Below are 24,612 nucleotides of genomic sequence, written 5' to 3' on the forward strand. Positions count from 1 at the left end.
TGGAAATAAGCAGAAATTATTTTCTTGAAATAGGATAAATATTTTTTAAAATCCCTGTTTTTTAGATATACTGTTTAAGTGGCTTTTTTTTGAGCAGTGCTATATAATCTATTCGGCATTATATTGGACACTTTGCCACTGAGAATTGATATATGTTGTGCGCAGGAAAAGCATAACCGATGAATCTGACTATAGGATGATGACAATGAAACGAGCAAGACTAATATATAATCCAACATCGGGGCGCGAGGTGATCCGCAAGCATTTACCCGATATCCTTGCCAAATTGGAACAGGCGGGATACGAAGCATCCGCGCACGCAACGACTTGCGAGGGAGATGCAACGGAAGCGGCTAAGATCGCCATCGAACGCAAATACGATGTGGTAATAGCAGCAGGAGGAGACGGAACAATCTATGAGGTCGTCAACGGCCTTGCTGGCGCAGAGCACCGGCCGAAGCTGGGGATTATCCCAACAGGGACAACCAATGACTTTGCGCGCGCCATCCATGTGCCCCGTCAGGTAAACGCTGCTGTCGATATCATTACGGATGGATATGCGATGCCGATTGATATCGGTAAAATGAATGATAAATACTTCATCAATATTGCTGGCGGCGGACGCTTGACCGAGCTGACATATGAAGTTCCAAGCAAGCTGAAAACCATGCTCGGCCAGCTTGCGTATTATCTCAAGGGAATCGAAATGCTTCCAAGCATCAAGGCTTCCCAAGTCAAAATCGAATATGACGGAAAACTGTTTGAAGGCGAAATTATGCTATTCCTAGTAGCGAATACAAATTCCGTCGGCGGATTTGAACGGTTGGCTCCGGACGCCTCCCTCAATGACGGCATGTTCTCCCTGCTGATTGTTAAGAAGATGAATTTAGCCGAGTTTATTCGCGTAGTCACCATGGCCATCCGCGGAGAGCATATTAATCATCCGAGCGTTGTCTATGCCAAAGCGAACCGCATTAAGGTAACGCCGGTCGACAAGAAGATCCTGTTGAACCTTGATGGTGAATACGGCGGCATGGCACCTGCGGAATTCGTTAATATGTATCGCCATTTCGACGTATTTGTGCCAAGCGGCTTCTCTCCTGATGCCTTGCCGCAGATTGATGAGCGTGAAGAAGAAAGCTTATAAATAGCTAAAAAAAAAAGCAAATGATCCCTCGCAGGTTCATTTGCTTTTTTTATAATCGAATAACCAACGAATCAAAGTTTCACTTTATTCCCATCCTCTCCCTGTTCAGATTTGGAGCCGTATCCTTTATACTCAAACTATATGTAAAAAAGAAACCCAATTTGAAAGGGCGGTAACAGTGCTCCATTATCAGACATACCACTTGAATGAGAATAAACCATGGATTACATTGATCCAGGGAGCAGAAGGCGATTCATCTATTTGGTTCAAGCAATTGAAGGAGTATAGGAAGCATTATAATGTGCTGCTGATTGATCTGCACGGCCAGGACGAATCAAATTTGGATACGCTTGCAAAGGAAGTCTTAAAGGTCTTAGATGTCCTACAAATAGAGCGTTCACATTTTATAGGCATCTCACTGGGGACTGTGGTTATCCAATGTATAGCTAATCTAGAGGCGGATCGTGTCGAGACAATGGTCCTCGGCGGTGCTATTACGACACTAAATATGCGCACCAAACTTTGTCTGTCATTAGGGCGCTTGGCCAACCAATTTGTCCCCTTTAAATGGATCTACCGGTCGTTTGCCTGGATAGTCATGCCACTCGCGAATCAAAAAGAAGCCCGACAGTTATTTATCGAGCAGGCAAAATCCATACAGCAAAGTGAGTCTATTCAATGGAATGCACTCGCTAAGAATGCTGGTCCTTACCTGAAAAAACTGCAGAAAGAATTCCACAATATCCCGACCTTATTCCTCATGGGCGAACAAGATTACCTTTTTCTAGAAGGCGTAGAAGATATCGTTTTGCATACGGGGCACCATGTCACGTTTGATATCATTGACCAGGCGGGGCATATGTGCAATATTGATCAACCTCAAGCATTTACTAAGCGGAGCATGTCTTTTATTGATTCCTATTGTCAAGAATTAATTTCCATAAAGAGCAGCTAAAAAAAGATGAATGGCATGTGTTCCATTCATCTTTTTTTAGCTGTTAATAGCGCTTTGGCTTGATGATCAGCGTCACACCATAATAGATCAATCCGGCAAGGGCCCCGTAGGCAAGGAACCAGACAAAATCTGATCTGAAGTTGCCAAAGTCAGTGTTGAATAGTTGGCCAAATAGATGGCCAATCAAGCCCAAAGCAAGCCCTGCCACAATATAAAGCACAAATTTGACAATGCCGTTTCGCGGATTCCGTTTTTCGATGAAGATGGAAGCCGGGATGCCGAATACAACAAAAAGAGGCAGTGACAATAGAGCGACGAGCGGAATATAAGTAAGTTCAGTGAAACCATAAAGCAAGATTGGCAATAATACACTGAATAGAATAGTTGCGACAAGGGCTGTAAGTATTTTTCTCATGCAAAACACCTCTTCCTATGTACCTTAAGTGTACAATAAACCGGAGCAAGCGAATATAGGGTTCTCTTATCTTATACCCCTCAATCACCCGGGACATTCCGGCTTCCTTTATTGTCAATCCTGAATGTGGTAAAATCATGCTAGTCTGTAAAAGGAAAGCCTTGAAAATGAGGCATCATATAGAAAAGGAAGTAGAATACATGAAGAAAAACGCACCAGTCGCTAAAAATGAACAGCTGACTGTTACATTTGAAGATATGACAACGGACGGAGCTGGCGTAGCCAAGGTGGATGGTTATCCGTTATTCGTGCCTTACGCATTGCCCGGTGAAAAAGCTATTATCCGTGTAGTAAAAGCCAATAAAGGATATGGCTTTGGCCGCTTGGAAAAAATCATCGAGCAAAGCTCGGACCGTGTCGATTACCCATGTTCGCTCCATAAAGAATGCGGCGGCGCCCAATTGCTGCATCTAAGCTATGAAGGACAGCTGAAAGCAAAGGAAAAGCAAGTCCGTGACGCCATGGAACGGATCGGCGGATTAAAGGATGTAAAGGTCCACCACGTCCTTGGCATGGACAACCCTTGGAAATACCGCAATAAGGTACAGGTGCCGGTAGGCGAAAAGAACGGAAAAATCGTTACTGGATACTACCGCAAGCGCAGCCACGATATCATCGATATGGAAAACTGCGGCGTCGAATTGTCCATGGACGACAGTATTGTATTGAAAGTCCGGGATATCTGCATCGATAACGGCATTTCCCCGTATGATGAAAAAACACACCGCGGTGTGCTGCGCCATATCATGGTTCGTTGGGCAAAAGAAACGGGCGAAATCATGATTGTGTTGGTAACTCGCACACGCCAGTTGCCGAATAAAGATGAAATCGTTAAAGATATCGTCAAAACAATCCCGAATGTGAAAAGCATTGTCCATAATATCAACGTAGAACGCACAAATGTCATTCTTGGCGACCGGTCACTGACCATTTACGGAAGCTCGACCATCACAGATTATATAGGCGATGTCAAATTCGCCATTTCGGCCAAATCTTTCTATCAAGTCAACCCATACCAAACGAAGGTATTATATGACAAAGCGCTTGACTATGCCGGCCTGACAGGAGAAGAAACAGTGATCGATGCTTATTGCGGAATCGGAACCATCTCCCTGTTCCTCGCCCAAAAAGCGAAGAAAGTATACGGAATCGAAATCGTCAAGGACGCCATCAAAGATGCTGAGCGCAACGCCAAGCTGAATGGCATCCATAACGCTGAGTTCATCACAGGAGCGGCTGAGACTGTGATCACCGATTTGTACAAAGAAGGCGTCAAAGCAGATGTAGTCGTGGTCGATCCACCACGCAAAGGCTGTGACGAAGCATTATTGAACACCATCATTGCCATGAAACCGAAAAAGGTCGTCTATGTATCCTGCAATCCGGGCACATTGGCAAGAGACCTGCGCATACTCGAGGACGGCGGCTATCAAACGATGGAAGTGCAGCCGGTTGATATGTTCCCGCAAACAACGCATGTTGAAGCGGTCACTTGGTTGGAGTTAGTATAAATGAAAAAGAACGAATTTCCGATGGTGGAATTCGTTCTTTTTTTTTGCGTTCTAAATAGAACCAATAGGAAGATGTAGCATGAGCACCATGTTTTTACGAAAGGCAATGATCTTTTCATCAACTGCGTGTACATCGCCAGCAAAAGGGCGCCTTCTGGACTTCTTGATTGATTAAATGTTGATTTTTTTGAATTCGGATTAAACTGTTTTTTCTGTAATGAGGGGAAACCTGTACCCCACTTGTTAAATCGAATACAAGGGGGGTGCGGTTGATGGTGAGAGAATCTTTGCTTGGATTTATTTCTCAGCGGTTACATTCAGCAGATGTAATAGGCTCATAATGGTTTTGTTTATTTCCCCCAGTTCCTTTTTACTCATACCAGAAGCATTGAATAAAGATTGCGGAACGCATGATGCCTTCTCTTGTAACGCTTTGCCTGCTTGCGTAATGTGGATGTTAACAACGCGTTCGTCCACTGTGTCACGATGACGCTCGATGAGACCGGCAGCTTCCATCCGTTTGAGTAGAGGCGTCAGTGTGCCGGTATCAAGATAAAGTGCTTCACCTAGCTCTTTAATTGTGCGCTGTTCCTTCTCCCATAACGTAACTAAGACCAAATACTGTGGGTAAGTTAGTTGCAGTTCATCTAGGTAAGGGCGATAAAGTCGTAAAATAGCTCTTGAACAGGCATACAATGAGAAACATAAGTGATCCTCTAAATTTAGATTATGTGGGTTGTTCTCCATGATTACACCTCAATCAATAGTATTGTTCTTTAACATCTTACCATGCTTCCGGAGAAAAATATATTTTGCACAATTTAATCGTTGACAATATTTTGAAGGGGAGGTAATATAAACATACCGAATATATTTTGCACAATACAATTTCGCAAAATATAAAATATGAATATGGGGGAATTTAAAATGAGTAATATTACAGTTGGATTTGAAAATGGTGCACCTATTGAACTTCACTTCGAGGATGTAGGATCTGGAAAACCGGTTGTATTAATTCATGGTTGGCCACTTAGCGGAAGGTCTTGGGAAAAACAAGTGCCAGTATTAGTGGAGGCTGGTTACCGTGTTATTACGTATGATCGACGTGGATTCGGGCAGTCCTCACAGCCTTGGAATGGTTATGAGTATGATACATTTGCGGCGGACTTGCACAAACTGATTACTCATTTGGATCTTCAAGACGTGACGTTGGTTGGATTCTCGATGGGTGGCGGTGAGGTTGCGCGTTATATCGGCACCTATGGAACGGATCGTGTATCAAGAGCCGTATTGGCAGGAGCAGTACCACCATACCTTTACAAGTCTGCAGATAATCCGGACGGCGGATTTGACGATGCCACAATCACAGGCTTACAAGATGGCGTGAAGGCAGATCGAATTGCATTCCTGGATAACTTTACAACTAACTTCTTCGCTTCTGGGGATAGAACGGATTTAGTGAGCGAAGAATTCCGATTATACAATCGCGACATTGCAGCATTTGCTTCACCAAAGGGCACTCTTGACTGTATTGCAGCATTTAGCCAAACAGATTTCCGTGGCGATTTAGATAAGTTTGACGTGCCGACATTGATTCTTCATGGTGATTCAGATGCAATCGTTCCGGTTGAAATCAGTGGACAGAAGGCACATGAACGCATTTCTAACAGTCAACTTGTTGTGATTAAAGGAGGTCCGCATGGTTTTAACGTAACACATGCCGAAGAGTTCAATGCGGAACTTGTTCAATTCTTGAAAACTACTGAATCAATTGCTAAATAATTGCTTAACGTAAACAATAAAGGCACGCAATAGCGTGCCTTCAAGTTGTTGAAATAAGAAGTTGGCCATGTGTAAACGCCGACATTTTTTTAGTAAATATCCCATATTGCACAACGAATAGATGGAAATAAAGCATGATGAAGCTTAACGGGGCTTTCATGTAACAGGAATTAAAAAATGCCTCAATCCCGCTTAGATGAGATATATAATAAAATCTAACTATTCTAAATAATTTATTTGTGTTAGTATTAATTAGTAAAAAATACTAAATTTGGAAAACAAATTAAGGAGAGAACATGAGCAATTTAAACCTTTTAATAGTTAAACACAGTCAAATGGAAGGGGAACGTATCCTATTACGTCCGGTTTCGCTTGATGATGCTGAAGATATGTATGAATATACATCGGATGAAGAAACGACACGATTTCTTTATGCACCACATAAAGATTTGAACCAAACTAAAAATCTAATTGCTAATTATTTTATAAAAGAGTCTATCGGCAAATATGCAATTGTTTTAAAAGAAAGCAATAAAATGGTTGGCGCTATCGAGTTCAGAGTGCATGAATGGAATAAAAGTGGAGAACTAGGTTTTACATTAAATAGACATTTTTGGGGTAATGGCTACATGACGGAAGCTGGAAAACTAATACTAGGATTAGCCTTCGATGTACTGGGATTAGAGCGCGTATATGCAGCACATGAGGTTAAGAATAATGCTTCTGGAAAAGTATTGAGCCGCTTAGGTATGAAATGTGAAGGGATCCTTCGTAAAAGCGAAATGATAAAAGGTGAACTAGTAGATAGTGCATATTACTCCATACTAAAAGATGAGTATGTAAATTCCGAAAAAAAGGAGTAATAGATAGGGAGGTGTACGTGACATGTTCCTGACTACTATCTTACTAATCACTTTAATTATATTGGTCATTCCCTTTATTATTTACTTTAAAAATACCGGTAAGAAGGGAAAAATGCCGTTTATTTTCGCATCTTTTATCTATTTAATGATCGCTAGTCCTGTTGTTTATGGAGTAATTAATCATAAAATCGTTCAATATGAAGATGCAAATATTGGTTTAGGCATCTCATTTTTTATAACATGGTTTCTTACAATCTGTGCATTTTTAATCTCGCTCTATATCTTAATTAAAAAGAGAATAAATAATGCACTTAGCTAAAAAACTTCTGAAGGACTTACTAGTTCCTACGTACTTTCTCAAAAACAATGTAGCTTAACGGCGCGTTTGTTGAAGAAAAAAGAATGGATTCCTTCTTAAATAAAAATCGTGTTTCTATAATGAACCCACCAACACTTATATGTTCCCTCATACCCTCTACATATGGTGAAGCGGTCACTTGGTTGGTTATAGTGATTAGTAAAAAACGAATTCTGTTAGTGGAATTCGTTTTTTACTATGTATGGATCACCTTAAGAAGTGGTTATTACTTAAAGTAAGGAACTTTTTTTAACATTACACAAACAGGCACGGCAATTAGAACGCCCAATGCATTTTGTAGGAGATCTCCAGGTATGGAAGCTAAGGGTGCAATCCAATTACCGTACAGAACTACCTCACCAAAGTAATAAACGGCTACCATAAATGGAATTGAAACAATGGTTGCCGTTAAATTTAGAGCAAGGCTGGTACCTTTGCGATCATTTGACCAAGCAATTTTACCGACTATGTATCCCTGCAAGCCGCGCGCAAGAATAGTGATAGGTGCCCAGATTGCCCAACCTCCAAGTAGATCGAATAATCCCATTCCAATTGCACCGGCAAGAGCCCCCTTCTTAGGGCCGAATAAAAGAGAGGCAATAAAAAGCATTGCAGTTCCCAGATGAACTAATCCGCCATTTGCGGTGATTGGCAGTTTGATGTTTATAAAGACGGTAGAAACAAAAACAAGTGCAACTAACATGGCGGTAATAATTAAATCAAGAGTTTGTTGACGTGACTTGGAATAAGTTTGTGTACTTTGCAAATCAATAAACCTCCTAACAATAGAATGTACGGATTACTTTAGCAAAAAACTGATATATCAAAAAGGGTCAATTTATTAAAAAACGATGGGGTCAGATTGCCCCGTTCTAACTGGCGCTAAAACTCCCGTTTCCATTATGGAACAAGAGAACTGCGAGAAGATTTAGTGAGCACTTAAATATGGCCATTTTCTTCATTTTTTCATTCATGGTAATATGAAAAAAGTGTAAGTTGGATAGATTTTATGGAGGTTATTATGAAAAAAGTCGCTGTCATACAGGATTTATCATCCTTTGGAAAATGTTCATTAACAGCCGCGATTCCGGTTCTTTCGGTTATGGGGGTGCAGGCATGCCCTTTACCGACTGCTATATTATCAGCACAGACAGGGTTTCCAAGTTTCTTTTGTGAAGATTTCACATCTAAAATGCACTATTTCGAAGAGGAATGGAGCAAGCTTCAGGTAACCTTTGATGGGATCTACACTGGCTTTGTAACTGGCCGAGAGCAGATTGATCATATTTTTCGTTTTTTAGATAGATTTCATACAAAAGAAACTGTTTTGCTTGTTGACCCGGTAATGGGGGACGCAGGGGAAGCCTATAAACTTTTTACGGAAGATTTACTAGTGCGAATGAGAGAGCTGGTGAAATGTGCAGATGTGATTACACCGAATGTAACGGAGTGCTGCCTATTAACCGGATTATCTTATGAAAAACTACATAGTTATTCAGATGAAAGAGATTTTATTAAAGCATTAGAAGAAGCAGGCAAGACATTGCAACAAGAAACGAAAGCTAAGGTAATCATTACTGGCGTAAATCCGCCGTCAGCACATACCAATCAACAGTTGATCGGCAATATGTATGTGGATGGGAATAAAACCTTGTATAGCGCAATGCCGTATAATGGTGAAGGCTATTCTGGCACAGGTGATTTATTCGCCTCTGTCATAATGGGAAGCCTAATGCGGGGAGACGATCTAGAAAAGTCTATCCGGCTTGCGGAGGAATTTCTGGCCAAAGCCATTGCGGATACATCCTTGGAGCAAATTCCTCAAAGAGAGGGAGTCAACTTCGAAACGTTTTTGGGAATGTTATTATAACCTTAATTTTTGGAGTAGATTGCTTGTTTGATGATATAGATTATTTGGCGTTAGGGAATGAAAAACAGATTCTTGCTTATAAAGCCATTAAAAATTTGGGAATCATGGAAAGCTTGGCCGAATATAATCCCGTTCTTTGCGGTACAATCCCGATTGGAATAGACATTGCCGGGTCCGACTTGGATCTAATCATGGAGGTTTCCGATTTCGAGAGATTTATGGAGAAAGTAGAAATGCTATATGGCAATAAAGAAAATTTTAAAATAAAGAGACTTTTAATCAGAGAAGTCCCGGTTGTCAAAGTAAATTTCATTTTTGAAGGATTCGAATTTGAATTATTTGGCCAACCTCAGCCTGTCAAAGAACAATATGCCTATCTTCATATGATGATTGTAAACGCCGTCATGAAGCGGTTCCCTAACATGAGAAATGATGTCATATATCTTAAAAAACAAGGGTATAAAACAGAGCCAGCCTTCTGTAAAGTGTTGGGGTTAAAAGGAGATTCTTATGAGAGTCTGTTGGCTTACGGAAGATATATGGGGATAATATAATTCCTTTATTGTAAAGGGAGTACATACTATATTGCATAATCATTGAAAAGAACGGTTCCTAAAAAGGTTCCGTTTTTTTTGCTAGGTCCATACCGAAGCCGCCTATTAAACTGAGAAGACTCTTTTTAGCAAAAAAATTATACAACGGAATGAATTGTAACATCTAAGTAAACGATCATTGATAGACAATTGCTTTTCATAAGCCGATAATTTTAAGTAGGAGGTGTGAAAAGTATGATTAATATGAATATTAAACAACTGCGTATGCACCATCAACTCACTCAAGAAGAAGTGGCGAATCATTTGAATGTATCACGTCAGGTGGTTGCAAAATGGGAAAAGGGTGAGTCAACTCCTGATATTCAATATTGTATTGAACTCGCAAAGCTTTACAATGTTACACTGGATAATCTAGTTAAGTACGAAGGTGAAGTAGCGGGACTGGGTGTTCCTCCGAAAGGAAAACATTTTTTCGGAATAGCAACTTTAGGGGAGCGCGGTCAAATCGTCATTCCTAAAAAAGCACGAGATTTATTTAATTTTCATGCAGGCGATAAGCTTATTATCGTTGGAGATGAAGATCGCGGACTTGCCATTATCCCGGAACAGATGATGAATAGTTTTTTTCATATGGTTAAATCTTCTTTTGATTTGGAGGGAGATAAATGAATACTGCCATTAAAATAAACTCTTTAACAAAAACATATGGCACAAAAAATGCTGTCGATCACGTGTCTTTCTCTATAAAGGAAGGGGAGCTGATCGGCCTGCTGGGTGTAAATGGGGCCGGCAAAACGACACTGATCAAGATGCTTTCTTGCTTAACAAAACCAACGAGCGGTGAAGCAACATTATTAGGTGAAAGTATTACACAGCATCCGGAACAAGTGCGTAAATCTATTTCTGTATCACCACAGGAAACTGCGATTGCTCCAAATTTAAGCGTACGTGAAAATTTAGAGTTGATGGCCGGAATACACGGCTTCAACAAAGAGAAAACGAAAATAAAAACAGATGAACTGATTGCTCAGTTTTCACTGCAACCTTATGAAAAACAGCGCAGCAAAACGTTATCCGGTGGCTGGCAACGTAAACTGAGCATCGCAATGGCGTTAATCAGTGAGCCCGGCATTTTATTTTTGGATGAACCGACGCTTGGGCTCGATATTTTAGGACGACGCGAGTTATGGGCATTAATAAAAAAGGTGAAGGAAAAAACAACGATTGTATTAACGACACATTATTTAGAAGAAGCAGAGGTGCTATCAGACCGCATTTGCATAATGAAGAATGGGCAAATCAAAGCCATCGGTTCAGTGCAGAAGCTTATAGAACAGTCTAAAACAGCTAGTTTTGAGGATGCGTTCATTTACTTTGTGACGGAAGGTGAGGCTAGATGAGAATGCTAGTGTTTGCGGACAGAACGACAAAAGAAATAGTGCGGGATCCGTTATCGGTTTTTTTGGGCCTGGTGTTTCCAATTGTTCTGCTGCTCCTTTTATCCGTGATTAATCGCAGCATCCCGGTCGATCTTTTTAACATTGCTGCATTGACACCTGGAATAGCGGTGTTTGGCCTGTCTTTTATGGCCCTTTTTACAGCACAAATCTTATCCAAAGACAGGGAAAGTTCGTTTTTAACAAGGCTTTTCACAACTCCAATGACATCAAAAGACTATATAATCGGATACGGTTTACCTTTACTTGTGATGTCCATATTGCAGGGCATTGTATGTTATATTGTTGCTGTTTTCATAGGGCTATCTATTTCTGTTTCCATCATTGCGGCCATTGCCTTGCTGATCCCGACTTCTCTGATTTTTATCGGAATCGGTCTGTTATGCGGGACACTATTAAGTGAAAAAGCCGCTGTCGGTGTATGCGGAGCACTTTTAACTAACTTATCGGCTTGGCTCTCGGGTGTATGGTTTGACTTAGACCTGGTCGGAGGTCTTTTCAAAGACATTGCTTATACTTTGCCATTTGTACATGCGGTTGATATGGGGAAAGCTGCCCTTGCTGGTGAATATGGCGGCATTTTTCCTCATATATGGTGGGTTCTTGGTTACAGCATCGTCTTATCGGTGCTTGCGATTATTGTTTTTAAAAAGAAAATGCAAGCTGATTGATTCCGTATGCCCTTTGTTAAAAGAATATTGAACGATATGATTGGCTGTTCTAAAAATAATTAGATGACATTTTTAGGACAGTTCCGTTCTGTTTGGACTGGCAAAGGAAGAAGTAAAGAAAGGTTTTTGGTTTCTGCTTATGCAACCAAGTGAACAAAAAATTCTAAAAATTCATTGACAGCCATCTGTTTATAGAATATATTAGAAAACATAATTTAAAAAGAAACAACAACTACATATTACCGATTCTTATCAAGAGAGGTGGAGGGACTGGCCCTTTGAAGCCTCGGCAGCGGAACTTCTTTATGAAGGGAACTGTGCCAAATCCAGCAAGCATTGTCTTGGAAGATAAGAAGAGCATCTTACTTTGCATGTCTATAAGTAAACCCCTCTTCTTTTTTCCGGAAGAGGGGTTTTTTGCATGATGGCAGCAAGGAGTATAGGGAGGGAAGTGTGACATGATTAAATTTCAGAATGTTACAAAAATTTACGGTGGCGGCCAAGGACAGGTCAAAGCACTTGATGGGGTCAGCCTTGAAGTTAAAAAAGGAGAAATTTACGGCGTCATCGGCTTCAGCGGGGCAGGGAAGAGTTCATTGATCCGGTGCGTGAACAATCTTGAAAGACCGAGTGCAGGGAAGGTGATCGTGGATGGACATGATTTGACAGGATTGACGCCGAAACAAATACGCTCGATCAAAAAAGGAATTGGCATGGTTTTTCAGCATTTCAACCTCTTAAATTCAAAGACCGTGTTTGCCAATGTGGCGATGCCGCTAAAATTGCTGAAGGTACCGAAGGAGCAGATAAAGGCAAGGGTGGATGAGCTTCTTGATTTCGTCGGGTTATCCGATAAGGCAGCCGCTTACCCGGACCAATTGTCGGGAGGGCAGAAACAAAGGATTGGAATTGCAAGGGCCTTAGCTACCCAGCCGTCCATCCTCCTCTGTGATGAAGCAACTTCCGCATTGGATCCTCAAACGACAAGCTCCATCCTGCAGTTGCTGAAGAGGATCAACAAGGAATACGGCATCACCATTTTAATCATCACCCACGAAATGGCGGTTATCAGGGAAATCTGCGACAAGGTGGCGGTTATGGAAAAGGGAAGGATGATTGAGGAAGGTACCGTGTTCGAGGTCTTCTCGTCGCCGAAGACAGAGACGGCCCGGAACTTTGTCGGTACAGTCATCCATGACCATATTCCGGCACATGTCCATGAGCTGACCGAGGACAGAAGTGGAAGCCATCCAATCTACAAGATCAATTTCATCGGAAAATCGACCGGGCAACCGCTCATATCCGATATATCCAAACGGTTCGGGCTCGATGTCAACGTCTTGTTCGGCAATATCACAGAGCTGCAGGGCACACCGTTTGGAAATATGATTGTCGAATTCAGGGGGACGGACACGGAAATTCAGAAGACATTAGCTTATATCCGCGAAAAAGAAATCAAAATAAAGGAAGTGGCGAGACATGCTGGTTAACTCAGAACAAATCATTGAAGCGCTTATTGAAACCATCCAAATGGTCGCTTTCTCGCTTTTGTTTTCGACCATCATCGGGCTGCCATTAGGTGTGCTGCTCGTGGTGACACGAAAGGGACATTTGCTGGAGCAGACAGTGGTCTTCCATATTTTGAACGGTATTATCAATATTCTGCGCTCGATCCCGTTCATCATTTTGATGGTGGCGATTATCCCGATTACAAGAGCCATCGTCAATACGTCGATCGGAACGGCTGCTGCGGTTGTGCCGCTCGTCTTTTACGCTGGGCCGTATATTGCCCGCCTCGTCGAAAATTCCTTGCTTGAGGTTGATAAGGGAGTGCTTGAGGCTGCAGATGCGATGGGGGCAACACCGTTCCAGACTATTTTTAGATTTCTGATTCCTGAAGCATTAAGCTCACTGGTCCTTACGTTCACAATTGCCACCATCGGCCTGGTCGGAGCATCGGCAATGGCAGGGGCGGTTGGCGGCGGAGGAATCGGCGATCTTGCCATTACGTATGGCTACCAACGTTTTGATACAACGACAATGGTAATCACGGTCGTAATTCTTGTGGTCCTTGTTCAAGGCTTACAATCATTGGGCAATTTTTCATCAAAAAAAATCAGAAGACGTTAATGGAGGGGTCATCATGAAAAAAATATGGTTCATAGCAATTATAGGCCTATTGGCGATTTTTGGGGCAGCATGCTCTAACGGAGAAACATCCGCCGAAGAGGAAAAAAAGGAAATCAAACTCGGTGTGAGCGGGACAGATACACGGATTTGGGATTACGTAGCGAAGGAAGCAGAGAAGGAAGGAATCAAGATTGAAATCGTCAAATTCAGTGATTATGTGCAGCCGAATACAGCTCTGGCAGAAGGGGAACTGGATGCCAACGCCTTCCAGACCGTCGCTTATTTCGACCAATTCATCAAAGAACATAAATTGGATCTAGTGCCGATTGCCACGACGGTGATTGCGCCAATGGCCATTTTTTCGGAAAAATATAAAAAGGTAGAAGATATCCCGGATGGAGCGAAAATAGCTGTCCCGAATGATACTTCGAATACCGGCAGGGCTCTCCTATTATTGGAGGAAGCAGGCTTGATTAAATTGGAAGAGGGCTTCGATGGACTAGGCTCTGTTGAAAGTATTGTAGAGAATCCGAAAAACTTGAAAATCATTCCTGTCGTAGCTGCGCAGACACCGCGTGTATTGCCGGATGTTGCGGCTTCAGTCATCAATAATGGCATCGCCAATGATGCCGGGCTGAATCCTACGAAGGGTTCCATTTATCATGAAGATGAAACGGCTACCGATTACATCAATATCATCGCCGTAAACCAGAAAGATAAAGACAATAAAACGTTAAAGAGAATAGCGGAACTCTATCAAACGGAAGGAACGAAGAAGTTTATTGAAAAGGAATACGACGGCAATCTCATTCCGACATTCGTTCCATTGAATGAAATCGGCTGGTGAATCATGTAACTTAACTCTTTTACTTTTATAAGTAGCGAAATGAGCGCAAGGCTGAAATGCGATTCAGTGGTGAGGGCAAAACTCCCGCTTAAATAAAGGCAAGATCTCCGGAGGATAAAAAATGGAATGGGGGGTTCGGGCAAGCCCGACAACTTTTCACTGCCATAACTCCGGGGCATTATTGATTTGCATAAGGAGGAATCAGGATGATTGAAGTGCAATCCGGAATAAGGGAACAAATCATACAGCAAATAGAAGCGAAGAGAGAAGTATATATAAAAACAAGCCATGCCATCCACGAACATCCTGAAATCGGGAATGAAGAGGTATTCGCCTCGGAGCTATTGACGGCTTTGCTGAAAGAAGAGGGATTTTCGGTTGAGAAAGCGGTGGCGGGCCACGAAACATCGTTCCTTGCCCGAAAGAAAGCATCCAAGCCGGGTCCGGCCATTGCCTTTTTGGCGGAATATGATGCATTGGCCGGACTCGGTCATGCGTGTGGCCATAATATTATCGGCACCATGAGTGTGGCGGCGGCCATTGCCTTCAGCAAGGTGCTCGACGAAGTGGGCGGGGAAGCTGTTGTGCTGGGGACGCCTGCTGAGGAAGGGGGACCGAACGGAAGCGCGAAAGGAAGCTTCGTCAAACATGGTTTATTGGGAGAGATTGATGCGGCGATGATGATTCATCCTTCCGGCCAAACGAAGCTGACGTCTTCTTCCTTGGCAGTCGATCCTCTCGATTTTGAATATATCGGCAAACCAGCCCATGCATCCTCGGCTCCTCATGAAGGGATCAATGCCCTCGATGCGGTCATTCAATTGTTCAACGGCATCAATGCCCTTCGGCAGCATGTCCCTGAAGATGTCCGCATCCACGGCATTATCACACATGGCGGAGATGCTCCGAATATCATTCCGGAGTATGCCAAGGCACGATTTTATATCCGGGCATCCACAAGAAAACGCCTTGACAGCATCACAAAGCGGGTCAAAGCAATCGCCGAAGGAGCAGCACTGTCGACAGGAGCCAGACTAAACATCATTGCTTTCCAGAATCAAGTCGATAATCTTCTGGTGAACACAGCCTTCGACCAGGTGTTCAAGGAAACGATCGAAAGCTTAGGCGAAAAGGTCGATGCAGAAAGAGATGGAGGCATCGGATCTACGGATGCGGGGAACATCAGCCAAGTGGTGCCGACCATCCATCCATACATCAAAATCGGAGCGGATGACCTGATTGCGCATACTGTTCCTTTCCGTGAAGCGGCCAAGTCGGAACAAGGCGACGCAGCCCTTATCAAGGGAGCTCAAGCTTTGGCATTGACGGCGTACAAGTTGGCTGATGAACCGCAGTTATTGGCTGCCATCAAAGAAGAATTTGTGGTGCGGAAAGAAGAGGCAAATCGGTGATGCTGTATGGCCGGCTCTGTTTCAGGGTATTTCGAAGTCTTTTCCCGAGACAATGCTAGGCATTTCAGAGCGCCGGAAAGAATCCGATTGGTTCATTTAATAATCGGTGGGGGATGAATGAAAACTCCCACCGAGTAACGTTTCACTTTATCTTTTGACTTGGACAGTCATTTCTGAGGGGATTGGTCTTGTGGCCGGTCTCCTTTTTATGGACATACAGTTGATTGCCGTTTCTGAATTGTGTCTAAGTCAGCAATTTTTTCGTTTTAGAATAGCTTAATGTTTCAAAATTCACAAATGAATATGGATGTTGGTATGTTATACTAACCATTGGCTGTTCTGTGTTTCATGCCGTTTCTACATGTAATATATGTATATTTGTGAACAATTGAACAATCAAATAACACTATGGAGGTATAATGATAAGGAAAATGGGTAAAAAAGTAATCGCTTGTATGATCGCTTTAGTTATGTTATTCCAAGTTATGATTCCATCGCTTTCTGCTCAAGCAGGTGCTATTAAGGATATTGATCACCATTGGGCAAAAAAAGAAATAACGGCCCTTGTTCAGCAAGGAATTATTTCAGGTTATGAAGATGGCACATTTAGGCCTAATGCGGTTGTAACAAGAGGCCAATTTGTGGCATTTCTTGTTCGTGCATTAGATTTGCCGGAAGGAACGAGCAATTTTAAAGATGTAAGTAAAACCAGTAAATTATATAAAGAAATATCAGCTGCTAAACAAGCTGGGATTATTCAAGGCACGCTTGACGGCTATGCACATCCAAATCAGAATATTACTAGAGCAGATGCAGCTGTCATGATAGACCGTGCTATGCAAATAAAAGGAAGTTATGTGGAGACAGCTCCCCTTAACTTTGTGGATCAAAATCAAATTCCGAAATATGCAAAAGAATCAATAAGTAGAATGGCATATTATAAGATTATTTTAGGGACAAACGATAATAAAATCGAAGCTAGTGCAACGGCAACACGGGCGCAATCAGCCGTTTTCATTTATCGCATGTTAGATGTTCTGAATCTATTAAATCCAGATGATAATAGTTCAACGCAAGTCCCGCCAATACAATCGAAAGAACCGGGCAATGCTAGTAATATTACCTCATCTGAGATTAAAGTTCCTTTAGGGGACGGCAATGATGTTCGAATAAAGATGAATAATGCCGGCGTGCCATTAACGTATATTAAGAAGAGCAAAGTAGTACATATCCGTTCAACGGACTACCATTATGATTATCATCTTGGGAATGCACAGAATCCGTTAGGGTCGTTTCGATTAACCCTTCGCCGTCTTGATAATGGTGATACATTTATATTCACTAAATTTATCCATAATGGCAATAATAATTACACTGCATCTATTATCCTTCCATTCCAAGGAGTAGAACGGACAAGAATGCAAAGGATTGATCAATATGGAAAGGTCAATCAGGAACATAACCCTACGTTCGGAGTAAATCCTACATCGCATCCTATTGGAATGCTCGATATTGTCATGGCTGACCAAACGGTGAAAAGTCTAATGTTAAGTAAGAACTATACATCTGTTCAACGCCAACAAGCCTATCCTAACAACCAGAAATCAGTTATTCGTGAATTTAAAGAGGAATATGAAAGCTTAAAAACAGATTTGAATAGTAATAATAAAACTTTATCCGTAAGCTTGAATATGAAGGTCACAAGTAAAATGATTTCGGAAAGTTGGGTGTTGCTATCCAACGAGAAGCTGTTCCAACAACAGAATTATGTGGATTATTGGTTTAAAAAGAGTGTGTTAGAATTTGAATCATTAAATAGCTGGTATACAGCTGACGGTCCATATACAAAGTTGCCGTGGTCTATAGAACCGGGGTATAAAATGGGCTTCGGAAGAAATCTTGGCAAAGTCCAAGGCGGCATTTATTTAACAGCGTATAAAGGGTCTAAAGAGAGATATTTTTATGATCTTGTTGTGAATTCAATCGCTGATCTAGATGTATTTTCTAACGGAGCTTTGTATAAGGGAGAGATTCCGGTCTTCAAAACCGAATACACGAGTACATGGTTGAAGAAATCATATGGAACAACAGCACCTTATATTGATACTAGACATAATGAAAATACAGCATTATTCTTGAAAAATGCGGGAGATTTATTGGGAATCCAGCAATTAGCAGATTCAAATAGAGTATATGCCGATTTTCTAGTGAAGCAAAAGGAAATTGGAAATGTCATTAAGATTACGGCATCAACACACTTAATAGCGGATTATTATGCACCAGGCAGTAAAATAACACATGTTTCTTTAAATCATGCTTTAGGTGAGATGAAGTTCTTGTTAGAAACGTATAAATCAACGAAGCAAGAGGTGTATTTAAAGACAGCTCGTGAATTACGAGGCGCGATTGAATATTTATATCCTCGTTGGGTACGAGATAACGGTGATTTATGGTACCAAGTAGATGGCAGTCTAAAATTCTCTGGTAACGATTACCCATGGCTCACACTTGCAGATCTATTACAATCACAGCAAATATTTAGAGAAGTTGGTCTGCCGAGAAGTAACGTTTTCGACCAAATGATTACGACAAAGACAAATTACTTAGTGAAAGAAAAACAACCTATTAAGCAATTAGTTATAAATCTTCTCCGACAAGAAGGCTTTGGCCATTTAATAGAAGGGTATCCAAACATTGTCTCAGAATCTGAAATGGAAGAGATCGATCGTTTGTTTGAACTAATGAAAGAACAAGATGAGTATCTTCCAATATAAAAAAATGTACTATGAGCCCAACCGCTTTAGTGGTTGGGCTTTGCTTTAAACATATTTGTTATTCAAGCTTTCTACAACGCTAGTCCAAACAACTGTATTGCCACTTAACAAAAGACAGTTCCATAATAACCTAACAGAATAGAAGCATTTTACATAAAATCGTTCTGTTCTGTTTATATAAATGACAGTTACTTACAATAAACCTTCATCGGCAGATATGTCAAAGATTGTCCGGTCGCCGAAGCTGTTAAATGTTTTTCTAGCTCAAATCCTTCCACTGGTTCAATACGGGAAAACTTTTTAAGGAATGCTTCTAGTGTAATCTTCATTTCCAATCGTGCCAGTGGGGCGCCCAAACAGAAGTGCGGACCGTTGCCGAATGTCAAATGCTTTCTGTTGTTCGGACGATGGACGTCCAAAGTGAAGGCATCTTCAAACATATTTTCGTCCATATTGCAGGCGCTCATCCAGGCAATGACGGATTCCCCTTTTTTTAACTCTATCCCTAATAAATCATTATCTTGTTTAACTGTGCGGTCCCTTCTTGACATGTGGAAGCGGTAGCGGAGCATTTCTTCGACGGCATTCGGCACTAACTCTGGATGATTTCTTAATTCTTCATATAAAGATTCATCATCATAAAGCAATGAGTAGAATGTATTGGCGAGCGCATGGCTGGTTGTTTCAACCCCGGCGCCTAAAAGCAGCATGGTGGCCTCTATAATCTCCTCGTCTGTAAATGCTTCGCCGTCCACTTCGGCACGGATTAGATCAGAGATAATATCATCGGAAAGGTTCGAGCGTTTTTGGATGACGATCGGGTAAAGGTACTGGAAATATTCTGTGGCCGCCTGCTGTTTTTGCCGGTTAATGACTTCCAGCTTTTCTTCGTCGTACGGCTGGAAAAGGATATCAACCCATTTTTTGAACTGATAGCGGTCTTGTATAGGCACCCCGAATAAGTCAGCGATTACCATGCTGGGCACAGGGGCTGCCAGGGCTTCAACTATATTAACAACATCGTCTTCTTGTATCTCTTCTACAAGATCGGCAGCGATTTGTTGGATACGGGGTTCCCAATTCTTCAAACTGCGGGGAGTGAAGGCTGCAGCCAGCAAAGAGCGGCTCTTCCTGTGCTCGGGAGGGTCTATATTTGTTAGGTTCGAAAGAGAAGAGCTTTTTTGTTGCGTTTTGTCGCCGACAAAGATGGTTGTCCGCGGCCCTTCACTTGAAAAGAATTCATGGTTGCTCAACACTTGCTTGACATCATCGTACCTGAACACATTCCAGGTATTCGTTTTTTCATGAAAATAAACAGGATGTTCGGTCAGCATTTTTCTATACCATTCAATGGGGAAAAATTCTTCGGCGCGTGTTTTGAAATTTGTAATCTCATTAACTGGAATGACTTCTTTTATCATAATTTCTTATTCCTCCTTCAAATGGGCAGAACTCTTTTTATCCATGGCAAAATTGGATTCCACACAGGGATCATCACTAAAAGTGCAAAGTTTATTCTTTTCATGAGGAAGCATAGCTGTTTCATACACTTTCACCTTACTCTAATCAAAGTAGTTTTCAAAGAGCAGATAGTAGTAAGAATATTAGTCCAGCATGGGCATCAAATGATGCAATAGGACACCACGGCTGGTTTTCATTTGAGTAGATGTGACATAATCATCGCTTTAATGTTTGAGTGATTAAATAAATATTTCGCAAATCTATTGAGAACAGCATCCTAAATTTGTAAAATATTAGTACAAAGGTATTGCTAATTTTATCCATTTATCTGTTGGTAAAAGGGAATATGGGTAAATGGATTTGTTTTCCTAGGAAAAAACGAGGCGAGTGAGTGATGGGGCGGAAATCTAAGTCTTAATGAAGGAAAGTGGACCAATCCTTAGCAAAAATCCTGTAGTTGATTATTTTTTGCAGAAAGAAAAAAGAATGGTTGGCTGCCATTTTGATATTGCTCAAGAAGAGGCGTTTTTATAAATAGGTTCGATCAAGTTAACAAAGGGGAATACAGATGGATTATAAAATAGCATTTTTTGATGTGGATGGAACGATTACTAGCCATAAAGACGGCAGTATTTCCCTAAAGACAAAAGAGGCCATCAAAGCGTTAAGAAGAAAAGGGATCAGAATTGTGGCGGCAACTGGAAGGCCCTTGTCAATGTGCGAAGAAATAAGAGAGCTAGGAATAGAGACCTTCATTACAGCTAATGGCGGATATGTAAAACATAATCAAAAGGTTATCCACAAAATGCCGATGGACAGGACGATTGTTCGGGAGGTGGTTCAATTTGCCCGCGATGAGAACCATGCGCTGTCATTTTACACAGAATGTTTCAGCATGAATGGTGTAGAAAGCGAGGAAATAGCCAAGGCGCTGAAAGAAACATTATCTTTGCGCGAATATCCTGCCATCAATAGGCAGATCGATCAGGAAGAGTTGTATTTAATGTGCCTGTTCGCAAATGATGAAGCGGTTGAGCGGTATATTCATAGATTCCCCCATTTGACCTTTAAACGGTGGCACCCATACGTGTTGAACGTATTGCAAGAAGAAGTATCCAAGTCGCTGGCTATCAAGAAAGTTCTTCAATACTTTGGAATCAATCAACAAGAAGCGATTGCTTTTGGCGACGGTGAGAATGATCTAGATATGTTGGAATTGGCCGGGCTTGGAATAGCTATGGGGAATGCGAATGAAAAGCTAAAAAAGGCAGCGGATTTTGTCACTAAAACATCGAATGAAGACGGAATTGACTTCGCCTTGAAAACGTTCGGCATCTTATGAATGTAAGAAACTTCCGGGTATAGACCCATATATATACTATTGAACGAGGCTGCAGTTAACACATAAAGGGCATCTATTCCAAAAGGAGTAGATGCCCTTTCGTTATTCGCTTTTTCAGGCAGGAGCCTTTGAATGTTTATGCTTAAAGACAGCGGGAAGAAGAAATGGTAGGAAACTTACTAGGAGGAATATAATATGGGTAAAACGATTTTCTTAACCGGTGCAGGCAGCGGGCTTGCAAGAGGGACAGCAATCGGATTGGCGAAAAAAGGGCATAAGGTCATTGCCACCACTGAATTGACTTCCCAAAAAACAGATTTAATGCGGGAAGCACGTCAATGGGGATTGGAGATGGAGATTTTCAAGCTAGATATTACAAATGAACGTGACCGCGAACAAATGAAGAAGTACGATTTTGATGTGTTTGTGGCAAATGCGGCCATCAATGAAGGAGGACCGCTTGCTGAGGTAGCGATGGATCGGTTCCGTGCACTGTTTGAAGTGAATGTATTTGCTACGCTTGAAACCGTTCAGATTGCTGCCCGGAAGTTCGTAGAAAAAGGCAGCGGAAAAATTGTGTTCATGAGTTCTATGGCAGGGATTTCGGCGACTCCTTATGTTGGGCCATATACAGCTACTAAGCATGCCATTGAAGGAATGGCCCAAACGATGAAGACGGAACTAGAGAGCTTCGGCGTGCAAGTAGCGACCATTAATCCAGGTGCCTATGCGACGGGCTTCAATGACCGGAGCGCAGAAGAAAAATGGAAATGGTTCGATGAAGAGAAAAACTTTACGCATAAGGAAGACATGGAAAAACAAGAAGAAGCGCTGAAGAATCAATTTGATCCAAAAGATATGATTGAAAAAATGATTGAAACGATTCCGGCTGACCATCACAAATTCCGTACCGTTTATCCGGAAGAAACAGAAAAACAGCTGAAGAAAACCGAACAAGAACGTTGGGAAATGGAAATTTGATGCCGTTTCAAAACTGAATCATGCTAGAGCCCATGAATCATTATAGATTTATGGGCTTTTTATAAGGAAAAATGTGTATTCATTGTGGAACTGCTTATTATTCATTCAATTATTTTTAACATATTTATCTATTATCTTGCTTTGATCCATTAAAAAATTTATCTTTGTTTTTCTGGAGTAAACATTTGTATTTTTACGGAATATTTATTATTATATAACAATAAGAGAGATGGGTAATGTGAAACGTTAATCGTTGATGGTTTTCATTCATCATTCACCGATTATTAGTTGAACCAATAGGATCCCTACTGGCGCTTGATCTTACGCTTATACTTCTTTGTTTTTACTCCTTTGTTGAAATGGGAGTCTTAGCGCCAGTTGGAATGGGGAAAACGACGCAGGCCATAGACTGCTTTCTAGAGCTTGCTTTTTTTACACACAAGGGGGATGGATCATGTCAAACAAAGAATTGAAGAGAGGCCTTGAAGCGCGCCATATTCAAATGATTGCGCTTGGAGGAACCATCGGGGTCGGCTTATTTATGGGGTCGGCGAGTACGATAAAATGGACAGGGCCATCCGTTATGCTGGCTTACGCAGTTGCGGGCCTTTTTATTTTTTTTATAATGCGGTCAATGGGAGAGATGCTGTACGTAGAGCCTACAACAGGTTCATTCGCGACATTCGCCCACAAGTATATCCATCCACTGGCGGGTTATATGACAGCGTGGAGTTATTGGTTTCAGTGGGTCATTGTCGGCATGTCGGAAATCATAGCTGTCGGCATGTATATGAAGTATTGGTTCCCTGATCTGCCGGCATGGATTCCTGGTGTGGCAGCCATGGCCATTCTGGGGGCTGCCAATCTGGTTTCAGTGAAGTCATTCGGTGAATTTGAGTTTTGGTTTGCACTTATAAAAATAGTAACCATTATATTATTGATTATTGCCGGCTTCGGTCTCATCTTTTTTGGCCTGGGAAATGGCGGCCATGCTATCGGATTTTCAAATCTTTGGGCACATGGCGGTTTTTTCACGGGAGGATGGAAGGGTTTCTTCTTTGCACTTTCACTTGTTGTGGCATCCTATCAGGGTGTTGAGCTGATCGGCATAACGGCAGGTGAAGCAAAAGACCCGACTAAAACGTTGACGAAAGCCATTAAGACGATTATTTGGCGCATTTTGATCTTCTATATCGGCGCCATTTTCATTATTGTGACTGTCTATCCTTGGGACCAATTGAATACGATCGGCAGCCCGTTCGTTTCGACTTTTGCAAAAATCGGTGTAACAGCGGCAGCCGGAATCATCAATTTTGTCGTCATTACAGCGGCCATGTCGGGCTGCAACAGCGGAATATTCAGCGCTGGGCGGATGCTTTATACCTTGGCTAAAAATGGCCAGGCTCCGAAGATTTTTGCGAAGATTTCTAAAAATGGCATTCCGACATTTTGTACAATTGCTGTACTGGTCGGTCTGTCGGTCGGAGTGGTATTAAACTATCTGGCGCCGCCGCAATTATTCTTGTATGTATACAGTGCGAGTGTTCTGCCGGGTATGATTCCTTGGTTTGTCCTATTGATCAGCCATATCCGTTTCCGTAAAGAAAAAGCAAGAGAACTGGAAAACCACCCGTTCAAAATGCCGTTTGCCCCAGTCAGCAATTACGCAGCGATTGCCTTTTTATTGTTCGTGCTTGTCGGAATGGCCATGAATCCGGGGACACGAGTATCCTTGATAGTAGGGGTTGTATTTTTAGGGATTGTAGCCGTGAGCTATTATGCATTAAAGATGGAAAAGCGTGTGCCGGTGGAGATTAAACCGGTTGATGAAGCAACGGTATAACAGTAAGAAAAAAGCTGTTTCGGACTCTTTCATTTCCGAGACAGCTTTTTAGTTTAGGAAAAAAATCATAATTGTTACAAATAAACAAAATATAACCAAAATATATTGTTTTTAGTATATTTACATTATAAAATAAGTTTGTGAAATAATTAACAATATATCTTGCGATTTGGAGGATT

The 24,612-nt window shown here is 41.7% G+C and carries 22 protein-coding genes and 1 riboswitch; of the genes, 18 read left to right on the forward strand and 4 right to left on the reverse strand.

What is annotated here, in order from left to right; genetic code table 11:
* The first annotated feature begins 205 nt into the window (after positions 1-205).
* Together BN1765_RS03740 and BN1765_RS03745 are read left to right on the forward strand one after the other, a co-directional pair.
* Positions 206-1,147: a diacylglycerol kinase gene (locus BN1765_RS03740; RefSeq protein ID WP_050613901.1), complete on the forward strand. Its 942-nt coding sequence runs from the start codon at positions 206-208 to the stop codon at positions 1,145-1,147.
* Positions 1,148-1,325: 178 nt separating this feature from the next.
* The gene (locus tag BN1765_RS03745) at positions 1,326-2,102 is read left to right on the forward strand and encodes an alpha/beta fold hydrolase (protein WP_050613902.1); all 777 of its coding nucleotides are present in this window, start codon (positions 1,326-1,328) and stop codon (positions 2,100-2,102) included.
* Positions 2,103-2,145: 43 nt separating this feature from the next.
* On the opposite strand, the gene BN1765_RS03750 is transcribed toward BN1765_RS03745, so the two are convergent.
* Positions 2,146-2,517: a hypothetical protein gene (locus BN1765_RS03750; RefSeq protein ID WP_050613903.1), complete on the reverse strand. Its 372-nt coding sequence runs from the start codon at positions 2,515-2,517 to the stop codon at positions 2,146-2,148.
* 200 nt (positions 2,518-2,717) lie between these two features.
* Here BN1765_RS03750 and rlmD point away from each other — a divergent pair, with 200 nt between their 5' ends.
* Positions 2,718-4,088, forward strand: coding sequence for a 23S rRNA (uracil(1939)-C(5))-methyltransferase RlmD (rlmD, locus tag BN1765_RS03755; protein ID WP_050613904.1), 1,371 nt, complete (start codon positions 2,718-2,720; stop codon positions 4,086-4,088).
* Between the two features lie 297 nt (positions 4,089-4,385).
* Here rlmD and BN1765_RS03760 read toward each other — a convergent pair whose 3' ends face one another.
* Positions 4,386-4,835 (reverse strand): MarR family winged helix-turn-helix transcriptional regulator, encoded by a 450-nt coding sequence (locus BN1765_RS03760; protein WP_050613905.1) that lies wholly within the window; start codon positions 4,833-4,835, stop codon positions 4,386-4,388.
* 180 nt (positions 4,836-5,015) lie between these two features.
* Between BN1765_RS03760 and BN1765_RS03765 the strand changes: the two genes are divergently transcribed.
* Together BN1765_RS03765 and BN1765_RS03770 are read left to right on the forward strand one after the other, a co-directional pair.
* Positions 5,016-5,870: an alpha/beta fold hydrolase gene (locus BN1765_RS03765; protein WP_050613906.1), complete on the forward strand. Its 855-nt coding sequence runs from the start codon at positions 5,016-5,018 to the stop codon at positions 5,868-5,870.
* A gap of 296 nt (positions 5,871-6,166) precedes the next feature.
* Positions 6,167-6,733 carry a GNAT family N-acetyltransferase gene (locus BN1765_RS03770; protein ID WP_050613907.1) on the forward strand — a complete coding sequence of 189 codons (567 nt, stop codon included), beginning with the start codon at positions 6,167-6,169 and terminating at the stop codon, positions 6,731-6,733.
* A 584-nt stretch (positions 6,734-7,317) separates the two neighbouring features.
* Here the strand turns inward: BN1765_RS03770 and BN1765_RS03780 are convergent.
* The gene (locus BN1765_RS03780; RefSeq protein WP_050613909.1) at positions 7,318-7,857 is read right to left on the reverse strand and encodes an ECF transporter S component; all 540 of its coding nucleotides are present in this window, start codon (positions 7,855-7,857) and stop codon (positions 7,318-7,320) included.
* A 255-nt stretch (positions 7,858-8,112) separates the two neighbouring features.
* Here BN1765_RS03780 and BN1765_RS03785 point away from each other — a divergent pair, with 255 nt between their 5' ends.
* The 10 genes from BN1765_RS03785 to BN1765_RS03830 all read left to right on the forward strand — a co-directional run bounded on the left by BN1765_RS03785 (position 8,113) and on the right by BN1765_RS03830 (position 18,806).
* Complete coding sequence (locus BN1765_RS03785) at positions 8,113-8,961, forward strand: pyridoxamine kinase (RefSeq protein ID WP_050613910.1); 849 nt, start codon at positions 8,113-8,115, stop codon at positions 8,959-8,961.
* Between the two features lie 23 nt (positions 8,962-8,984).
* Positions 8,985-9,515 carry a DUF4269 domain-containing protein gene (locus BN1765_RS03790; protein ID WP_050613911.1) on the forward strand — a complete coding sequence of 177 codons (531 nt, stop codon included), beginning with the start codon at positions 8,985-8,987 and terminating at the stop codon, positions 9,513-9,515.
* Between the two features lie 234 nt (positions 9,516-9,749).
* Positions 9,750-10,184 (forward strand): helix-turn-helix domain-containing protein, encoded by a 435-nt coding sequence (locus tag BN1765_RS03795; protein WP_050613912.1) that lies wholly within the window; start codon positions 9,750-9,752, stop codon positions 10,182-10,184.
* A complete protein-coding gene (locus BN1765_RS03800; protein ID WP_050613913.1) occupies positions 10,181-10,915 on the forward strand; it encodes an ABC transporter ATP-binding protein in 735 nt (244 codons plus the stop codon). Before BN1765_RS03795 ends, BN1765_RS03800 begins: the two co-directional genes overlap by 4 nt.
* On the forward strand, positions 10,912-11,643 hold the full coding sequence (locus tag BN1765_RS03805; RefSeq protein ID WP_050613914.1) for an ABC transporter permease: 732 nt from the start codon (positions 10,912-10,914) through the stop codon (positions 11,641-11,643). The genes BN1765_RS03800 and BN1765_RS03805 overlap by 4 nt, the downstream gene beginning before the upstream one ends.
* Positions 11,644-11,889: 246 nt before the next feature.
* Positions 11,890-11,998, forward strand: a riboswitch (SAM riboswitch).
* A 103-nt stretch (positions 11,999-12,101) separates the two neighbouring features.
* A complete protein-coding gene (locus tag BN1765_RS03810; protein ID WP_050613915.1) occupies positions 12,102-13,133 on the forward strand; it encodes a methionine ABC transporter ATP-binding protein in 1,032 nt (343 codons plus the stop codon).
* Positions 13,123-13,773, forward strand: a complete 651-nt coding sequence (locus tag BN1765_RS03815) for a methionine ABC transporter permease (protein WP_050613916.1) — start codon at positions 13,123-13,125, stop codon at positions 13,771-13,773. The genes BN1765_RS03810 and BN1765_RS03815 overlap by 11 nt, the downstream gene beginning before the upstream one ends.
* A 13-nt stretch (positions 13,774-13,786) precedes the next feature.
* Positions 13,787-14,620 carry a MetQ/NlpA family ABC transporter substrate-binding protein gene (locus tag BN1765_RS03820; protein ID WP_050613917.1) on the forward strand — a complete coding sequence of 278 codons (834 nt, stop codon included), beginning with the start codon at positions 13,787-13,789 and terminating at the stop codon, positions 14,618-14,620.
* 206 nt (positions 14,621-14,826) lie between these two features.
* Positions 14,827-16,032 carry a M20 family metallopeptidase gene (locus BN1765_RS03825; protein WP_050613918.1) on the forward strand — a complete coding sequence of 402 codons (1,206 nt, stop codon included), beginning with the start codon at positions 14,827-14,829 and terminating at the stop codon, positions 16,030-16,032.
* 419 nt (positions 16,033-16,451) lie between these two features.
* Positions 16,452-18,806: an S-layer homology domain-containing protein gene (locus BN1765_RS03830; protein WP_050613919.1), complete on the forward strand. Its 2,355-nt coding sequence runs from the start codon at positions 16,452-16,454 to the stop codon at positions 18,804-18,806.
* Positions 18,807-18,994: 188 nt separating this feature from the next.
* Here BN1765_RS03830 and BN1765_RS03835 read toward each other — a convergent pair whose 3' ends face one another.
* A complete protein-coding gene (locus tag BN1765_RS03835) occupies positions 18,995-20,227 on the reverse strand; it encodes a cytochrome P450 (protein ID WP_050613920.1) in 1,233 nt (410 codons plus the stop codon).
* A 608-nt stretch (positions 20,228-20,835) separates the two neighbouring features.
* On the opposite strand from BN1765_RS03835, the gene BN1765_RS03840 reads away from it, so the two are divergent.
* The 3 genes from BN1765_RS03840 to BN1765_RS03850 all read left to right on the forward strand — a co-directional run bounded on the left by BN1765_RS03840 (position 20,836) and on the right by BN1765_RS03850 (position 24,433).
* A complete protein-coding gene (locus BN1765_RS03840; RefSeq protein WP_050613921.1) occupies positions 20,836-21,609 on the forward strand; it encodes a Cof-type HAD-IIB family hydrolase in 774 nt (257 codons plus the stop codon).
* 195 nt (positions 21,610-21,804) lie between these two features.
* Positions 21,805-22,590 carry an SDR family oxidoreductase gene (locus BN1765_RS03845; protein ID WP_050613922.1) on the forward strand — a complete coding sequence of 262 codons (786 nt, stop codon included), beginning with the start codon at positions 21,805-21,807 and terminating at the stop codon, positions 22,588-22,590.
* Between the two features lie 454 nt (positions 22,591-23,044).
* Positions 23,045-24,433: an amino acid permease gene (locus BN1765_RS03850; RefSeq protein ID WP_050613923.1), complete on the forward strand. Its 1,389-nt coding sequence runs from the start codon at positions 23,045-23,047 to the stop codon at positions 24,431-24,433.
* The last annotated feature ends 179 nt before the right edge of the window (positions 24,434-24,612 follow it).

The sequence above is a fragment of the Bacillus testis genome (genome assembly GCF_001243895.1).
GTDB classification, from domain to species: Bacteria; Bacillota; Bacilli; order Bacillales; family DSM-1321; genus Bacillus_AD; species Bacillus_AD testis.

What these genes read in the sequence shown, in the direction of transcription:
- BN1765_RS03740 (WP_050613901.1), top strand. Translation starts at nt 206, where the DNA reads ATGAAACGAGCAAGACTAATATATAATCCAACATCGGGGCGCGAGGTG.
- BN1765_RS03750 (WP_050613903.1), bottom strand. Translation starts at nt 2,517, where the DNA reads ATGAGAAAAATACTTACAGCCCTTGTCGCAACTATTCTATTCAGTGTA.
- rlmD (WP_050613904.1), top strand. Translation starts at nt 2,718, where the DNA reads ATGAAGAAAAACGCACCAGTCGCTAAAAATGAACAGCTGACTGTTACA.
- BN1765_RS03760 (WP_050613905.1), bottom strand. Translation starts at nt 4,835, where the DNA reads ATGGAGAACAACCCACATAATCTAAATTTAGAGGATCACTTATGTTTC.
- BN1765_RS03765 (WP_050613906.1), top strand. Translation starts at nt 5,016, where the DNA reads ATGAGTAATATTACAGTTGGATTTGAAAATGGTGCACCTATTGAACTT.
- BN1765_RS03770 (WP_050613907.1), top strand. Translation starts at nt 6,167, where the DNA reads ATGAGCAATTTAAACCTTTTAATAGTTAAACACAGTCAAATGGAAGGG.
- BN1765_RS03785 (WP_050613910.1), top strand. Translation starts at nt 8,113, where the DNA reads ATGAAAAAAGTCGCTGTCATACAGGATTTATCATCCTTTGGAAAATGT.
- BN1765_RS03795 (WP_050613912.1), top strand. Translation starts at nt 9,750, where the DNA reads ATGATTAATATGAATATTAAACAACTGCGTATGCACCATCAACTCACT.
- BN1765_RS03800 (WP_050613913.1), top strand. Translation starts at nt 10,181, where the DNA reads ATGAATACTGCCATTAAAATAAACTCTTTAACAAAAACATATGGCACA.
- BN1765_RS03805 (WP_050613914.1), top strand. Translation starts at nt 10,912, where the DNA reads ATGAGAATGCTAGTGTTTGCGGACAGAACGACAAAAGAAATAGTGCGG.
- BN1765_RS03810 (WP_050613915.1), top strand. Translation starts at nt 12,102, where the DNA reads ATGATTAAATTTCAGAATGTTACAAAAATTTACGGTGGCGGCCAAGGA.
- BN1765_RS03815 (WP_050613916.1), top strand. Translation starts at nt 13,123, where the DNA reads ATGCTGGTTAACTCAGAACAAATCATTGAAGCGCTTATTGAAACCATC.
- BN1765_RS03820 (WP_050613917.1), top strand. Translation starts at nt 13,787, where the DNA reads ATGAAAAAAATATGGTTCATAGCAATTATAGGCCTATTGGCGATTTTT.
- BN1765_RS03825 (WP_050613918.1), top strand. Translation starts at nt 14,827, where the DNA reads ATGATTGAAGTGCAATCCGGAATAAGGGAACAAATCATACAGCAAATA.
- BN1765_RS03830 (WP_050613919.1), top strand. Translation starts at nt 16,452, where the DNA reads ATGATAAGGAAAATGGGTAAAAAAGTAATCGCTTGTATGATCGCTTTA.
- BN1765_RS03835 (WP_050613920.1), bottom strand. Translation starts at nt 20,227, where the DNA reads ATGATAAAAGAAGTCATTCCAGTTAATGAGATTACAAATTTCAAAACA.
- BN1765_RS03840 (WP_050613921.1), top strand. Translation starts at nt 20,836, where the DNA reads ATGGATTATAAAATAGCATTTTTTGATGTGGATGGAACGATTACTAGC.
- BN1765_RS03845 (WP_050613922.1), top strand. Translation starts at nt 21,805, where the DNA reads ATGGGTAAAACGATTTTCTTAACCGGTGCAGGCAGCGGGCTTGCAAGA.
- BN1765_RS03850 (WP_050613923.1), top strand. Translation starts at nt 23,045, where the DNA reads ATGTCAAACAAAGAATTGAAGAGAGGCCTTGAAGCGCGCCATATTCAA.